This window comes from Marinimicrobium hydrolyticum (assembly GCF_030848505.1).
Lineage (GTDB): Bacteria > Pseudomonadota > Gammaproteobacteria > Pseudomonadales > Cellvibrionaceae > JAVDDU01.
In genome coordinates, this window is record NZ_JAVDDU010000006.1 from 17,464 (window position 1) to 31,600 (window position 14,137).

18 protein-coding genes are annotated in these 14,137 nt (G+C 52.7%); 2 read left to right on the forward strand and 16 right to left on the reverse strand.

Features of this window, described 5'->3' with window-relative positions; genetic code table 11:
- Positions 1-13: 13 nt before the first annotated feature.
- The 10 genes from RBH33_RS11695 to RBH33_RS11740 all read right to left on the reverse strand — a co-directional run bounded on the left by RBH33_RS11695 (position 14) and on the right by RBH33_RS11740 (position 6,172).
- Positions 14-577 carry a hypothetical protein gene (locus RBH33_RS11695; protein ID WP_306732378.1) on the reverse strand — a complete coding sequence of 188 codons (564 nt, stop codon included), beginning with the start codon at positions 575-577 and terminating at the stop codon, positions 14-16.
- A 54-nt stretch (positions 578-631) separates the two neighbouring features.
- The gene (locus tag RBH33_RS11700) at positions 632-1,195 is read right to left on the reverse strand and encodes a hypothetical protein (RefSeq protein ID WP_306732379.1); all 564 of its coding nucleotides are present in this window, start codon (positions 1,193-1,195) and stop codon (positions 632-634) included.
- A gap of 288 nt (positions 1,196-1,483) precedes the next feature.
- On the reverse strand, positions 1,484-2,464 hold the full coding sequence (locus RBH33_RS11705) for a tyrosine-type recombinase/integrase (RefSeq protein WP_306732380.1): 981 nt from the start codon (positions 2,462-2,464) through the stop codon (positions 1,484-1,486).
- A gap of 14 nt (positions 2,465-2,478) precedes the next feature.
- Positions 2,479-2,733, reverse strand: a complete 255-nt coding sequence (locus RBH33_RS11710; RefSeq protein ID WP_306732381.1) for a hypothetical protein — start codon at positions 2,731-2,733, stop codon at positions 2,479-2,481.
- An 89-nt stretch (positions 2,734-2,822) separates the two neighbouring features.
- The gene (locus RBH33_RS11715; RefSeq protein ID WP_306732382.1) at positions 2,823-3,080 is read right to left on the reverse strand and encodes a hypothetical protein; all 258 of its coding nucleotides are present in this window, start codon (positions 3,078-3,080) and stop codon (positions 2,823-2,825) included.
- On the reverse strand, positions 3,070-3,507 hold the full coding sequence (locus RBH33_RS11720) for a hypothetical protein (protein ID WP_306732383.1): 438 nt from the start codon (positions 3,505-3,507) through the stop codon (positions 3,070-3,072). The genes RBH33_RS11715 and RBH33_RS11720 overlap by 11 nt, the downstream gene beginning before the upstream one ends.
- A 57-nt stretch (positions 3,508-3,564) precedes the next feature.
- Positions 3,565-4,038 (reverse strand): hypothetical protein, encoded by a 474-nt coding sequence (locus RBH33_RS11725; protein WP_306732384.1) that lies wholly within the window; start codon positions 4,036-4,038, stop codon positions 3,565-3,567.
- 54 nt (positions 4,039-4,092) lie between these two features.
- Positions 4,093-4,593 (reverse strand): hypothetical protein, encoded by a 501-nt coding sequence (locus tag RBH33_RS11730; protein ID WP_306732385.1) that lies wholly within the window; start codon positions 4,591-4,593, stop codon positions 4,093-4,095.
- Between the two features lie 33 nt (positions 4,594-4,626).
- Positions 4,627-5,562, reverse strand: a complete 936-nt coding sequence (locus RBH33_RS11735; RefSeq protein ID WP_306732386.1) for a hypothetical protein — start codon at positions 5,560-5,562, stop codon at positions 4,627-4,629.
- A 58-nt stretch (positions 5,563-5,620) separates the two neighbouring features.
- The gene (locus tag RBH33_RS11740; RefSeq protein WP_306732387.1) at positions 5,621-6,172 is read right to left on the reverse strand and encodes a hypothetical protein; all 552 of its coding nucleotides are present in this window, start codon (positions 6,170-6,172) and stop codon (positions 5,621-5,623) included.
- A gap of 623 nt (positions 6,173-6,795) precedes the next feature.
- Here RBH33_RS11740 and RBH33_RS11745 point away from each other — a divergent pair.
- Both RBH33_RS11745 and RBH33_RS11750 read left to right on the forward strand, forming a co-directional pair.
- Positions 6,796-7,038, forward strand: coding sequence for a hypothetical protein (locus RBH33_RS11745; protein WP_306732388.1), 243 nt, complete (start codon positions 6,796-6,798; stop codon positions 7,036-7,038).
- A gap of 26 nt (positions 7,039-7,064) precedes the next feature.
- On the forward strand, positions 7,065-7,895 hold the full coding sequence (locus RBH33_RS11750) for a DNA-binding protein (protein ID WP_306732389.1): 831 nt from the start codon (positions 7,065-7,067) through the stop codon (positions 7,893-7,895).
- A 77-nt stretch (positions 7,896-7,972) separates the two neighbouring features.
- Here RBH33_RS11750 and RBH33_RS11755 read toward each other — a convergent pair whose 3' ends face one another.
- From RBH33_RS11755 to RBH33_RS11775, 6 genes are all read right to left on the reverse strand, one after another.
- Positions 7,973-8,602: an outer membrane beta-barrel protein gene (locus RBH33_RS11755; RefSeq protein ID WP_306732390.1), complete on the reverse strand. Its 630-nt coding sequence runs from the start codon at positions 8,600-8,602 to the stop codon at positions 7,973-7,975.
- Between the two features lie 34 nt (positions 8,603-8,636).
- Positions 8,637-10,226, reverse strand: a complete 1,590-nt coding sequence (locus RBH33_RS17760; protein ID WP_373568263.1) for a prepilin-type N-terminal cleavage/methylation domain-containing protein — start codon at positions 10,224-10,226, stop codon at positions 8,637-8,639.
- A complete protein-coding gene (locus tag RBH33_RS11760) occupies positions 10,217-10,750 on the reverse strand; it encodes a type II secretion system protein (protein ID WP_306732391.1) in 534 nt (177 codons plus the stop codon). Before RBH33_RS11760 ends, RBH33_RS17760 begins: the two co-directional genes overlap by 10 nt.
- A gap of 5 nt (positions 10,751-10,755) precedes the next feature.
- Entirely contained in the window at positions 10,756-11,211 is a 456-nt protein-coding gene (locus RBH33_RS11765; protein WP_306732392.1) for a prepilin-type N-terminal cleavage/methylation domain-containing protein, read from the reverse strand.
- Between the two features lie 62 nt (positions 11,212-11,273).
- Positions 11,274-12,359 carry a type II secretion system F family protein gene (locus RBH33_RS11770; protein WP_306732393.1) on the reverse strand — a complete coding sequence of 362 codons (1,086 nt, stop codon included), beginning with the start codon at positions 12,357-12,359 and terminating at the stop codon, positions 11,274-11,276.
- A 1-nt stretch (position 12,360) separates the two neighbouring features.
- Positions 12,361-14,136, reverse strand: a complete 1,776-nt coding sequence (locus RBH33_RS11775) for a GspE/PulE family protein (RefSeq protein WP_306732394.1) — start codon at positions 14,134-14,136, stop codon at positions 12,361-12,363.
- Position 14,137: the final 1 nt, after the last annotated feature.

The following is a 14,137-nucleotide window of genomic DNA, read 5'->3' on the forward strand; positions in this document are numbered from 1 at the left end:
CTACTCTGCGCCGTCATAGATCCTCCGGGTAAACGGGGATCGAGTATTGTTCCAGAAATTGCTTTACCTCTGGCTTGCTGATCCATGTCTGAAACAGCGCTTCTACCTCCTTAACCCGGTAGCGACGCCTTTCCACCGCATACCGTGTTTTTACAGCGTAGTGGTACGCTTTCTGGGCACTCAGCATCCTCATCGGGTAGTGCGCAAGAAGCTCCCCACAGGAAAACGCCATCAGCTGAGGGTTAACGCTTGTTGATGGAAGATCTCGCACCCCTCGGGAAAAGACCACACCAGTCACGCCAACAGTGGATGGGTTTCGGGGACGCTTGACTCTCTTTCCGTTCACCTGGTGGCGAAAATAGGCCTTGAACTCTGGGGTCTTGAGCTGACGCTCTCGATCTGCCTTTGCAGACTGTAAGGCCGCCGTTTTCGTACCGTGTTTTCTAACACTGTAGTATTTTTGGAAGAAAGGATCACTTTCGTTGTTTCGGTTCCCAAGTGCGAGCCGATAGGTTTTGGCGCTTTCGATCCAGGAGATGCCGAAGCGGCTATCAGTCACCTTATAATTGTTACCCACTTCTCCTCCCGCTTACTACTGCCACCTCTTTGCCATCCGCGTCTACGTTGTTTTTTACAGATCCGCCGGATAAATCGGGATCGAGTATTGTTCCAGAAATTGCTTTACCTCTGGCTTGCTGATCCATGTCTGAAACAGCGCCTCCGCTTCCTTAACCCGGTATCGACGGCCATCCTGCGCGAACCGTGTTTTAACGGCACAGTGATACGCCCTTTGCGCGCTCAATGACTTCAACGCGAAGGGCTCAACGACCTCGCCACCAGCGTACACGATCAGTGTAGGGCTTACGGTGATTGTGCCTCGATCTCGCACCCCTTTCGAAAAGATGACCCCAGACACGCCGGCAGAGGCTGATTGCCGGGGGCGTTTTACTCGCCTTCCGTTCACCTGGTGCCGGAAGTAGGCCTTAAACTCCGGTTTTTTCAGTTGGCGATCGCGCTCTGCCTTTGCCGCGAGCAACGCGGCTTCCTTTGACCCATGCTTTTTGACACCGAAGTGGCTGCGAAAAAAGGGGTCATCCTCATTCGGTTCGTTTCCAAGCAATACCCGGTAGGTTTTCGATCTCTCAATCCAAGTAATGCCGAACAACTCATCTGTAATCTTTGGATAGGCTCTCACGTTTTCTTCTACCCTCTACGATTGCGATACCTTTTCTCTCATTCTGCCTTTGAACTTAGTCACACTAAAAGTTTAGTACCCATTTGGTAATCTCTCTTTCAAGCTTATCCGCTAAGCGATGCCTCAGCTTTTTCGCCAGCCTGTGGTTTCCATCGGACGCGGGTTCGTGATGACGTAACGCCTCTATGGCCACGTTGTATGCCTCAATCTTTTCCTCCACATACTCTTCCGTTAGCATCGGTCTTCACCTCTTTTTGCGGTTGTGGTTTAAACATGGATCTCGTACATCTACCGAAATATATCGACCTTCTCACCGATGGCCATCATTCGCTTTTGACGACTTAAATCATAAAGCCGGGTCGTATCAATACTGGTGTGACCCAACGCCTCCTGCACGGAGCTTATATCAACCTCATCATCGAGCAGGGTTGTCGCAAAGGTTTTACGAAAATCGTGGGGCGTGGTTTTCTCGAAGATCCCAGCCTTGAGCGCCAGACTCTCAACCATTTTACCAATGGCGCTAGTACTCAAAGAACGCAGGTTTCCTTCGTCATCCCTACGCAAACGGCCGCTTTTGATCACTCCGCAGAATAGGGCGCCGGGCTCCAATCCTCTGTGCCTCAGCCACACGTTCAAATAGTCTTTCACCAGGGCCGCCAGAGGCAGCTCTCGCTGCTTATTGCCTTTGCCTATCACCCGGATTGTAGCGGCATCAGGCGCGTAGTCCTTCAGGGTTAGCAACAGCACCTCGTTACGTCGGGGGCCAGCGCCGCGCATTAGGGCGATCATAGCCGCGTCTCGGACGCCTTTCGGGCCAGTGTTGGTTAGCGCGGCCTGGATGAGGCGCCGAATCTCATCACCGGTGATAACACGACCTTTGGGTATACGAGTCATCTTTGGGCTCTTGATGTCTTTGATTCGAGCGTATTCCCCATCGCCAATCAGGCGAGACAACCATGCCTCTCTCGCGATGCCTTTCAGGGTGGATAAGTAGCCCCGTAGGCTATGGGCGCTCAGGCCATCCTCCCGGGCGGCCGCCAGGATCGCAAATACATGCTCCCGGCGCAGAGCCGTCCAATTGCAGGTATACATATCCGGCGCCTTGAGATACGCCACAATTCGATTGATGTTCGATCGCCTGACCTGCTTGGTGGCCTGACTCTCACTGGACATTAAGTAGAGCAGGGCGGGGTTGCGCACGCCGGTCTGTTGCTCGGAGACTGAGCCCAGAGTTTTTACGGTGTCGTTTACAATCAGATCTCTGCTCACAATTTCAGCCTGTGTCAATTCGTGTGGTTCCCGTCTTTTTTGGTGTTCAGGGTGTACCAGACCCGAACCATTATCATGCTGCCAGCGAGCGCAAGGTAGACCCATATAAGCAGGTGATGTAGTTCAATACCGAATAGCCCGATCCGGAATGCAACGACATTGCCGACGTGAAAGGCCATGGCGGTTTTTGCCCAGAATTTCTGCGGACCGTTCAGCACCTCGTTTATTAGCCACAGAAAACAAACTAGAGCAATTAATTCAATTGTCATGGCGCGTACCTCCTCATGCTTGGCGTTGCCAGAATCCGGTTTATGTTCGATCTCCTGACCTGCTCCCGTATTACTGCTACAAAAGGCTGTCATTCCCCTGTGGGCGGTCTATGGTTTCGTGTCCGGAGAAAGTGCTGTAACCGTAGCGCCAGCATGCACAGCACGATCGCTAGGCCGGCCATTGATAACCAATTTGCGAACGACTGCCCGATCAGACCTATGTTAAAGGTCAGGGCGTTCATACCCAGAACAATTATGGCCGCTCGCGCAAAAAGCTTTTGCTGGCCGGACATCGCCTCTTTTACCAAATACACGTAGAATAAAATTACTGCGGTATTAAATATCATGATTCGCTCCTTGCCTACTGGCCTTTCGTTGCCAGATGTATTGAATGAACTGGCTCTTGTACGGGACGGCCGACACCAGTGTCCATCCTGCGCCTGCAGGCTGAGGAATTGGGGCCGGTTTCGGAAGACCAACAAGGCTTTCCGGTCGCTCCGGATCGTCGATTATTTCCCCGCAATTTCCGAGGGTCATTACCTGCTCATACTCGATCGTCTTCTCTTCAGAGGGATCAGCGCCCGCCGATTCTCGCTCATCCAGAATCGCCAAGATGTGATGCATAAAACGTGACGACGCCATTGGGTTGGCTTCGATCTTATGCAGCGACTGCTGGGAGAATGTGCGTCCGCTAAGACGTGCAACCTCCTCGGCGAGCGCGGCCTGGGTTATGCGCAGCCGCTCTCGACGCTCCTTTATATTCGCTGGCTTCATTCAATCATCCTGTTTGGGTCGGGTACCAGTGCCAACCAGGGGGCAAAGGGCAATTGATTAGCGGGCCTTGCTTCGGCTACCGCTCGACTCGCCCACAAAGCGCTCTCTGGATCGCTGACGTAACTCTGTATTGATGAGTTCGAGGATCGCGGCGGCCTCAATGTACCTGGGAATACGCCGCTGTTTTTTAAGCTCCTCCACGGCCACTTCTGCTTCAGGAATACCCTTTGCCTCCTCCAACTTGTCGAGAAGTTCACTTTCAACAACGATTTTCAGTTCTTGAGCTTGTACCGCGAACTTGCTTCCTTGTTTACACAAAACAAAGTTCAGCAATAGTAGCGGTAGTACAGAAAGGACCACGAACGAAGAAAGTTGCGGGGTAAGGCCGAACATGACTAAAGGAATTAGAATCCCAATGACTGGTAAAGGAAGAAGACAGATAGTCACATTTGCCCGTCTCGCTGAGCGACGCCTTGCGCTCTCTGCTTCCTCATCACTCTCGAACAGCTCTATACCAGAAATAGTCTTCATGTTTTCACCTTTATTTTTCGCAGCAGTTGATGTTACTTTAAGGGGCCTTTGGCGCTAACTGTCTCCATTGGCTGGGCGGGCACCTGGTTTGCCAAGAAAGCGTGCCTTGGCTTTCGCTAGATCCGTATTTTTGTTGGCCTCAAGAATGGCTTTGGCTTCGCTGTACCTCGGAAGACGATTCTGCCGTTTAATTTCCCGAAGAGCTTCTTCAGCGTCTGCCGTCCCTTCAGACAAAGCCAGTCTATCCAGAAGGTAGGCATCATCGACCCGGGAGGCCGCATGGTCACTATTACGTAGGCTTTCTCCATAAATAAACAGGCCAGCCCAGGTCGACAGAAGTAGTGCTGCAACAGCCCAAGCTACAACGTCAGTGTTGTCCCCCCAGGCCGCCGGTTCCTCGGTAGCGAACATTGCTATAAATGCGGCGCCAAGCATTGCTAAAAATGTAACCCACAGGAGGAGGCTTACTATAAAGGCCTTTCGTGTCGCGCGGGCCTTTTCGCTTTCTGCCTCAGCTTCGCTTTCGTAGATGGTGATATCACCGAAATTTTTCATTGTGTCCCTGCTCCAGCCAGAGTGCAGTTCGACTTAATATCGATACATAATGTGGAGTTTTACTTCAGGTGCGTGGATCTCATATTCCCATTCACCCGTGCTTTCTGCGAATATTGGGCCGGCCACTTCGGAGATAAAATGACTTCCGTCCTCCGAAATTCTGAGCTGACTCATGGCTTCCCGATGTTTAGCGTTCTCAGCCCCCTCACGCCGGTTGACCACACGATTAGCGTACGGTACCCATCCAGTAAAGGTAGTTACACCGCCTCCCGGCATCACCTCTATAGACCCCAGTGGGTGGCCACTCGACGACGGGCCTCTAAGATCTACAATATGTCGGGATATCGCGTTAAGCTGCCTGCTCAAAACCTCCTTCTCGTCTTGGCTCATTTTGTCCGTAATCTCTGACGTTGAAATACTTTGTACTCTCGGCCCACTTTGCATTTCCGACGGCTCTAGCGAGGTGTGCTCCACAGCACTTCTGGGTGCGCTGCTCATGTTGACAGCCTCCATAGTCCCAAAGGACACGACGGCTACGATCGGTAAAACCAGCAGCGTCCTTTCCACCCATCGTTTTGGGCGGCTAATGTCCTCTTCGGCTCTTTGCGAGAAGGGCATAGCGCCCAAGCCCACCCATAGGGCTATTGTTGCCATGGCGCCCACCGCATACACGAAACCTGTCGGTGCGCCTGAGCTAAGCGGGACCATGAAGGCGAGGGTAGTCATTAGCGCTACGGTTAGAAACAGCCGACAGTCCAAACCTCGCGTAGAGGGTATAGCGCCAAGGCCTAGCCAACAGCATACGACCGCTGCAAGTTTCGCCGCATATACAACGCTGGCCGAAGCACTTGTGTTAAGTAGCACCATAAAGGTAAGTATGTTCACCAAAGCCAGGGCTAGAAACGTCCTTCCGCTAAGCAGGAGTACGCTTGGTGTGTGAATATTGGGATCGGTCTGTGCGTCTTTCATGCCTCGTTTCCTTGTGTCTAATTATGATTCAGGGGAGGGTGATCGCGATTCTCCCGGATCAATCGTCCCACGCCGCTCTGTTTTGAGCCATTGCATTCAAGCGCTTTATGGCACTGTCGGACAGGACTTCTTCAAGCGCATTTACGTAAGTCTCCGGTGCCATATCTCTTGCGTGCCCGTCGTCAACAATTTTAATGGACCACCGATCATCGTCTCGATATACGTTGATCTGAAGAAGCTTGGCGATATTTAGACTATTTGGGCGTTTAAGGCTGGAGTGGGTCTTGAATAGATGCCCGTTTTCAGGGAAAACGCGTATCTCGGCGGTGTGTCCATGATGGCCCGCCGAGAGGAACCGAACCTCGACCGCCGGCGCCGTTGTGTCGCTTCGGGTTTGCGGTTTCAGCGCATCCAGACGATCAATCAGCTCCTCGGTAACTATGGTGTTTGGCAGCTCCAGATACGGCTGGGGGTGAGTGTCCAGGTACCCCCGCCCCACCATAGCTACGGCAAGGACCGTGAAAACTGTCAGCGACAAAACAATGGTGACAACCCAGACCGGAGTGCCGCCCTCCGTCAATTCCGCTATTACCTTCTTCTTGTCTATCATTGTATGGTTCCTTTTGGTGATGGCAGTTATAGCTACAGAACAGCTCTATATTCGGGCCAGTGCGTTTTAAGTGTCGCGTCATTTTCGTCTGGCTGCACAATGGGGCACTTTAGCACTCAAACCCACATTCAGCCTCTACCCCTAGAATTTCATCTATGATTTCGTTCGCTGCCTTAATTCCCTCCAGTCGCCGCCTCAGCGAGGGAGTGGGGCTCGGTGCTACCTGGCTCAAGCGCCAGACAATCAACTGCGCGGCCCAATCGACGCCACAGCACCGATGGTCTGGCTGAAGGTCGGGATCGCGCGCTCTAATTCTTGCCCACCGATATGCAGCGCGCCATTGTTCACGGTTGGCGTTGTAACGGCCCAATCCAGGTTTTCGAGCAAAGCACATGCGGTCTTTTCCCGTTGGTGCATTTAATATGTATTAAATATACCAATATAATACGCCTAATGCAACATCATTATGGTACAGTACAGTACGGTACAGAAATGACGCGACGCGTGGTTTTCCCCGGCACAGCCTTGTGCGCGCCTTGTGGCCAATCTATGGTGTCATAGTGAGCGCGCGTAACCGACGTGCGCACAGCGATAACGTAACGTATTGAGGAGAGAAGCCACCGATGAGTGACCCCGTGCTCGCCCTTGTTCTTGGCGAAATTCGCAATGAAACCGCCTCAGTGTTTGAGTTTCACAATGGCTGCTGGCTCTCGCTGCCGGCTGTAGATGGAATGTATTGGGGAAGCACCCCTTACGGGATAGATTGGGGCTGTAATGCTGGCTCCGGCGCACCCCAGGCCATCTGCACTTGGGTGCAATTTTGGAATGACAATAGAGATGAGGCCGGCCGCCTCATCAGTGAATAGGTCGTTATTTTCGAAAGGGTTACAATGTGGCTATAACAAAATACGGTGTCTACACCGCCAGTTTTCGTCTTCTTAAAGAGCTCCAAAGGAAACCGACTCGAAGCGAAGTACACGAAGCGCTTGGGGGTGGGGGTTCGCGCGGTACTATCCAAAAGTTTATGAAGGCTTGGGAGGAAGAGCACGCCTCAACCATTGCCGCAACAGGATCTGAAGCGGGGGCCGGTTCACCTCTGCCGGATCCGTTAATGGCACTGGTCTTATCGATACATGAGCGCGCTTGCGCCGGTGCAGCGGAAATAGCAGCGGAGGGCGTGGCGGCCGGCGAAAAGCGCGCGGTGGAGGCCGAAAGCGCTGTGATCCAGGCCCAAGCTCAATTGGCCGACGCCCGGGCTCAGGCGGCCCAGGAAGTTGAGGTCATCCAAGCCAAACTGGAGGCGGCCACCGAGGAGCGGACCCGACTGTTCGGGCGCTTCGCTTCTCTCGAAGATGATGTTGCAACCTGGAAAGACCAGGCCAAGTCACACCATGACCAGGCTACGAACTTGGCCGCAGAGAACCGGACACTGCATGGAAAAATAACGGCCCTCGGGGAGGAGCTATCCCGCGCCGTGCAGGACCGCTCCGCTGCTGAGGTCTCGCGGCAGTCTTCGATCGATGAGGCGCGTCGGCACGAGCAGGAGGCTATCGCTATGACGGCCGAGCTGGATGCCTTGCGAAAAGGAAACGCCACTGTGGAGCGCAAACACCAGGCGGAAATCTCTGCCTTGAGGGAAGAAGTAACCGCCCTGCTTCGCCGCAACCAGCAACTCTCTGCTCATGCTGAGGCGCTTGAACTGCACATTTCAGACTCTTGTTAGTTTTGGATAGCCTTGGTAACGCCGCCAGTAAATTTCCAAAACGCCGCGTTACCGTAGCCTTTAGGTCTATGTTGGGTTTACCAGGTAAACGTGTAACCCGCTGTGAGCGTATAGCCTGCCTGATAGTCCTCTGCACGAATTTCAATTTTGTGCTTAGTCTGAAACCATGTGGCAAAGCCGAATCGGATGGTACTATCCGTCTCAGCTATGTTGTAGTCTGTGTAGCGAACATTAAATTCGAAGAAATTCAGGAAATCGGACAGGACGCCGCTAGGAATCCACGTTCTGGCTTCGACCCCGTAGACAGCCCCTTTGGCATCTCCCTTTACGCACTCATCATCAACGCAGAATTCGTTGTCGAACCGGGCAAACCCAGCAAACGGCACCAGGTCTATACGACGGCTGACCCCCAACGGCATTTCAGCCGTGAGCGAGATCTGTTGGTGTTTCGCGGTCTGGTGTTCTTCTGTACGATCGCTGCCCCGGTCCACACTTCCGGATAGGCGAAAAGCTAGATTGTCTGTAGCTTGGATGCTACCGAATGCACGATAGCTTGAACCACTATCAATGAGCAGGGTTTCTGCCTCATTGTCCAGGCTGTAGGCGCCGGCCTGTACACCGGCTTCGGTGTAGCTGAAGTTGCTGGCAGCGACGGTGTGGCATGCACACAAGAGAGCGCTGGCAAGAATGCTTTGTGTTTTATTCATAAAAAGGGATCTCTCTAATTGTTTGTGGGGCTCGTTATACTTCTTCCAACCTATGGGCTCTAACCATATCGACTCGCAATCCTTCCGAGCCTGTACAGGCGTTCTGGCCCATGTAGACATTTATAGAGGAGCTGCCTGCAGAGGTTCTAGGTGTAGAGTAGTAAACCGAAAATGGGTGTGATAAGTGTCCAGAGCCCTGCATCTGTAGAATAACCATTCTGTCCGTGTTCACACCGAACTGCTTGGGCGTATTAATCGCTACGCGGTGCCCAGAGTTATGATGGCAGTGGACGACAAAGTCCACTTTATATGTTCCTGCGGGCAATGTCGGTGTGGTCCCCAGAGCCGACCATGATGAGCCTCCAGGCCTGTTAATGGGTCGTCCGCCAACTCTCGTGGTCCGATGTTGATATTCCGCGCTTACTTTTCTCCAGCGCCCGCTTCGGCATTGCACCAGCTCATCCGAATTCGTTCGATTTATCGATCCACGATGGTCGCAGGACGACCCTTCGCTAACACTTCCTAGTATTCTGTAATAGGGAGCTGCCATCGTTTCTTGGGCGCGCAGATGTCCATGCACTTCGGTGTAGCCATAAATATCTGTTCTCCCGTCAATGCGGGTCCTACCGCGGAGCTGGTTCTGAACGCTAGTAGAGGACGTGTCTCCAAAAGTGTCGAATCTACCAAGAACACCCAGCCTGCCATCAATTTGGGTGCGACCTCTCAGGCGGTTTTGAATATTAGAGGAGCTTTCGTCACCGTACGTGTTAAATGTCCCATGCACGTTAACCCTACCCCGAAAGTCACTTGTACCGTTGGGCCTTATCACTCCAGCGGTGCCACTGGACGGTCGCCCTATGAGGGCGTTTGCGTACGCGTCTCCCGCCACCTCCAGATCCGTCCGCGAGGTGACCCGGTTATTGGTAATGTTAAAGCCACCCTGGTTGCCAGCACTTCTTATCTCATCGGTGCGGAGACGCCCGGCGCGGACTTCCTGATCTATGACTGCACTACGGAGTCTTGAGGAGCCGCTTGGGTTTACGGAATAGTTACTGTCGCTACGGGATACCAACCGGTCAGCCTGCACGTCACCGACGTTGGTAATGTCGTGCCCATCTGCGTTCATATTCCCTTCCAGAGGGGTTGACCCATCCAGTCGGTAATATGAATCCAGAACGGCCTGCAAGCTTGCCTCAAATCCAGGGCGATCAACCTGGTACCGAACCTCAGTCCCGAAACGCTGGCCGTTGGGAAGGACCCCTGCGAGCCGTCGAGCATACCTCTCATCGCCAGTTTGGTACCGAACGATGATCCAGTTGCCACCAATGTTTGTCAGTGTGAACTGATCAGCGTATCGAGGCATATTGGCATCAGGATGCTCTCTCAAAAACCCACCACTGACTAGCTCGGCAATGCTGCTGGGCCAATCATTGGTTTCTTGGCGAAAGTATTTGACCGCTTCGGAAACACGCATGGCTCGTTCACCCAATGCGTCAACCTGTCGAGTCACTACCTGCGTTTGCATGGTATTCGAGGCTATAACTGTTATAACAGACATGATTGCTAGCACAACCATTATCTCCATTAACGTCATACCTGCTGAGGTCTTTCGTCTCATCGGCATACCTCGGTATCGTCCTCATAATGTAAGCGTAAGTGCCCTATTAGCGATGCCCCTCCCGGACGACTAAATACTTCCGGCGATGCCTCCCATATTGCCCGGTGGGTTGCTGAGATCCTGTCGGAGCCAAGCACTCGATAGAGGTAATGGACAGAATACTGGCTGTCCATAGGCGCCAACACCCGTACCCTTGTTCTTTCACTCGCGTTTCCCCAGATAATGCTTACCCACATATCGTCACCCCAGGGATTATTTGCGGCATTCGCATTGGGCAAAAATCCTTCGTTGACCAGCCTGTTAATACTCGGGCTAGGCCGCGCTGACACAGGAATGACCTGGCAGTACGCCTCATAAAATCCTTGCCCTGCTGTTAGCAGGATTTTTACGTTGTTTTTTATCTGTTCCGCCTGACTGTTCCGCATTAGTGCACTCACCGCGTTCGCGGTGAGTGCCACCATGACTGCTCCGATAGCCAATGCGACCAACGTTTCAGTCAACGCAATGCCTTTTTGTCGGCGTTTATGCATGGCATTTAGCCTCGGAAGTGCACTGTCAGCGTACCACCTGAACAGGCTGCCCCCATGGCGTTAGGTTCAAACGAGCGTGCAACACGATTACAAAGCGACTCCCCCAGACCCGTAGCGGTCGCTGTAATATTGCTGTTGTTCGAGCTGTGGGGCCCGATCGTATAGTTCCCGCCCAGCGGATTTACGCCCGAGCAGTTTGCCCACGGAAACTCTACGTAGTCGTCTGAAACAAGCGCTTCACAGGTCAAACCAGTATAGTTCGGTCGGTTCCCTCTAAAGTTATTCGCCGCAACGCGAAGCTCCCCAATCTCATTCAAGAGTCGAGTTTCGCTCGATGCTGCATTTGTTCGGCTGATCTGATTCCAGACAGCTAAACCCAATACCGCCAGGACCCCGAGTGCAACAAGTAGTTCGGCAAGTGCAAGTCCTTTCTGATTCTTAAACTTAGTTCGCTTAGTCATTTTCAATTTCTCCTAGATTAAATTTGGTGTCTCCCTATCTGAAAACACCGTTTGTAAATTCTTCAGGGTCGAGCTCCCATTACTACCGATACAACCGCAATGACGTTATACAATACCCAGCCCCACAGAAAGAATGTTCCGATCATTGCGATCTTTGAAAGCCTAGCCATTACCCGTTCGCCGATATCCTCAGCGGCTTGTTCAAGCGCTTCAATGATATAGGCATCATCCGCTTCAGCGTATAGTTTCACCAACGACACGTATTCATCGTCTAGCAAGCCGATATCCAGCGCATTAACGATCCCCTTGGTTCCTTCTTGCGTCTCCTTGCCTACACCGCGTAGTGCTTCTTTCATATTGTAGACATGGCTTTGCTGGTATGGACTTCCCGTGTCTCCCAGCAAACGGATGATGTGAAACGGTTTCATGTCGAATCGCTTCAAGAGCGCGAATGTCGCTACGACATTGGCGCCAATCGAAAGTCGGTAGCCTGAAAATAGGGGTATGTGATCGAACGTGTCTCTGATGGGGCCTACGTGATTGGCAAGCCACCAGCGAGCATAGAACAACCCAGCCACTAAGAGTACAACGATCCACGGAAACCAATACTTATAGAAGTTTGCGACGCTGACAAAGTGCTGTGCACCTTCGGGTATTTGGCCTTGGTTCATCGCGACTAGCGTTGGAAGAAGAAACCCGCTAAGCCAGAAAATCATGAATGATGATGCCAGTACGAACACCCCAGGATACGCCCACTTGCTCAAAACAGCGCTTTTAGCTTTGCTCGACTTGAGCATGTTCTTTGAGAGATACTCGATCGCCTCGACAAATGTATTCGGGCCAGCATGCTCAGCAGCACGTAACGCCGATAATGTTACATCGTCATACCAGCCCTCAAGGGCATCGACTATCCCGCGCCCAGAGCGCAGATTGTCTAGGATGTCTCCGGCGATTATTTTTTCCTGCTTGCTCCCAAACTGCGCTAGATGCCGTGCGACCTCTACAGGGGGGCGCCCTACCCGCAGAGGCTTAGTCATGGTGCCAAGCAGTTGTGCTTGCTGCTTTTTGTTGAAAGAGAGGCGTCGTACCGTACTTTGATACAGTTGTGCAATATTCGTCTGTAGGTTTTCGAAAGTGTTCTCAAGCATCCTATGCGCCCTCTCTCGACAACCGCGCCTGTGCCGCCCGAGTCATCTCCAACCGGGCCTTCTGCAGCTTCTCAACCTTGCTTTTGAATTCTCCGTAGTCAAAAGCATCGGATCTAATACCGTAAGGGGATTCGAGAACGCGCTCGACGGACACTGGGCAGAGTTCCCCGCGCAAAACTCTGCGTGTTGCCTTGTCAGACATACTTTCCCAGCCTTGGCCCTTGAGGTATTTGATCCACCCTTCTAGGTCTCGTTCCTTGATAAAATGCCGTCCGCGCTCGTCCAAAAGGATGATTTCAGCAATGGGCAGGCGGCCTTTCTCTCCAGATCCCCCGCAGTGAGTACATTGATTGTTGGCACTTCGATTGATGGTTTTGATTGATGCAAAGCTCTCTGGGTGCATCTCCTCAAAGTGATCCTTAACCCGTACTAAGTCTTCATTGCTCCAACCGCTCGTGCCAATGGTGTGCAGCGGTACCGCGCAGTGCTGGCAAAGCTTCCGTACGAGTCTTTGTGCGGTTATGGCTCGCACCAAGGAAGGTCCGCCAAGCTCATTCCACTCAAAGCCTAGGTCGGCCAGTCTCGGTATAGCCTCCGGCGCACTGTTGGTGTGCAACGTCGAAATCACAAGGTGCCCTGTGTTCGCTTGGTGACCCGAGTATTCCGCCACTTCAGTATCTCGTATCTCACCGTATATGATCACATCAGGATCCTGCCGTAGAGCCGTACGGGCGTAACCTGCGAAGCTCGTTTCCTTTTGTGAGCCGACCTGGACCTGAACCACGTTTGGCAGGTTCACTTCCACTGGATCCTCGTAGGAAAGTATCTTGAGCGTGCTGGGCAGCGTTATGATGCCCGCGGCCATGGCAGATGATTTACCCGAGCCTGTTGGGCCCGTGAACAGTACAACCCCATGTGGGAAGCGAAAAGCACGCTGCAGCAGTGCAATTTCGTCTCTCTCGTATCCAAGATCTTCGAAACCGGGGATTTTGCCCTCACCATCACCCGTGACCAGACGCATAACAATGCTCAGCCCGCGCGGAGAGGATTGTGGCTGATGGGAGTAACGTAGCTTTGTCGTAAGCCCATCAACCGTCACCTCAAAGGAGCCATCATTCGGTTTGTTCTCGTCAAAGGACTCTTTCGCGGTTCCCGATCCCATCTGGGCCTCATGATCGATGATCATGGCGCCCATCTCCCGCGCCTCAGTCTCCTTCCAGATAAGAAACCCGCTCTGTTGAACAATAAGATCGCCATCGTTTCGGAACTTGATTACAGCCCTATTAGATTCTTTGTCGGTCTCAATGTGTATATCCGTGACTCCCTTCTCGCGAGCGGCGGCCACTAATGTGTCCAGGCGCCGTTGCACAGGGCTCCGAGTATCCTCGCCTTTAACCTCTAGGTTAGCGGTACGTTTGCGCCGGCGCCGGTCGGTTGACTCATTGCTTTGGAGTTCCCCGCTTAGGAACTCGATCACACTAACGGCCGCTGGGCGCAATCTGGCCGGCTTGCCGTTTAGCGCCTTTTTTAACTGGGGTAGAAGTTTCATCAAGGCGTTGTATGCGGCCGCCTTACTTTCATTGTTAAAGAGAATGTCGCCATTGCTCAGCGGAACAATCCATCCAAACTTTAAGTCGCTGATGTATTGCATCAGCGCTTTGTTATCGATCCGTTCTGCTTCTACATCTGTGATAGTTTGGACCGCAGTGGTCTTCAGGCCCTTCGCCTGCTCGGCCAAGATTGCGGCGTCCTCCACACTTTTGTATGCACTGTTCATG

Excerpts from the sequence above, each read along its gene's own strand:
- RBH33_RS11775 (WP_306732394.1), bottom strand. The coding sequence starts at position 14,136 with ATGAACAGTGCATACAAAAGTGTGGAGGACGCCGCAATCTTGGCCGAG.
- RBH33_RS11755 (WP_306732390.1), bottom strand. The coding sequence starts at position 8,602 with ATGAATAAAACACAAAGCATTCTTGCCAGCGCTCTCTTGTGTGCATGC.
- RBH33_RS11710 (WP_306732381.1), bottom strand. The coding sequence starts at position 2,733 with ATGACAATTGAATTAATTGCTCTAGTTTGTTTTCTGTGGCTAATAAAC.
- RBH33_RS11715 (WP_306732382.1), bottom strand. The coding sequence starts at position 3,080 with ATGATATTTAATACCGCAGTAATTTTATTCTACGTGTATTTGGTAAAA.
- RBH33_RS11725 (WP_306732384.1), bottom strand. The coding sequence starts at position 4,038 with ATGAAGACTATTTCTGGTATAGAGCTGTTCGAGAGTGATGAGGAAGCA.
- RBH33_RS17760 (WP_373568263.1), bottom strand. The coding sequence starts at position 10,226 with ATGCCGATGAGACGAAAGACCTCAGCAGGTATGACGTTAATGGAGATA.
- RBH33_RS11740 (WP_306732387.1), bottom strand. The coding sequence starts at position 6,172 with ATGATAGACAAGAAGAAGGTAATAGCGGAATTGACGGAGGGCGGCACT.
- RBH33_RS11770 (WP_306732393.1), bottom strand. The coding sequence starts at position 12,359 with ATGCTTGAGAACACTTTCGAAAACCTACAGACGAATATTGCACAACTG.
- RBH33_RS11745 (WP_306732388.1), top strand. The coding sequence starts at position 6,796 with ATGAGTGACCCCGTGCTCGCCCTTGTTCTTGGCGAAATTCGCAATGAA.
- RBH33_RS11760 (WP_306732391.1), bottom strand. The coding sequence starts at position 10,750 with ATGCATAAACGCCGACAAAAAGGCATTGCGTTGACTGAAACGTTGGTC.
- RBH33_RS11765 (WP_306732392.1), bottom strand. The coding sequence starts at position 11,211 with ATGACTAAGCGAACTAAGTTTAAGAATCAGAAAGGACTTGCACTTGCC.
- RBH33_RS11730 (WP_306732385.1), bottom strand. The coding sequence starts at position 4,593 with ATGAAAAATTTCGGTGATATCACCATCTACGAAAGCGAAGCTGAGGCA.
- RBH33_RS11735 (WP_306732386.1), bottom strand. The coding sequence starts at position 5,562 with ATGAAAGACGCACAGACCGATCCCAATATTCACACACCAAGCGTACTC.
- RBH33_RS11720 (WP_306732383.1), bottom strand. The coding sequence starts at position 3,507 with ATGAAGCCAGCGAATATAAAGGAGCGTCGAGAGCGGCTGCGCATAACC.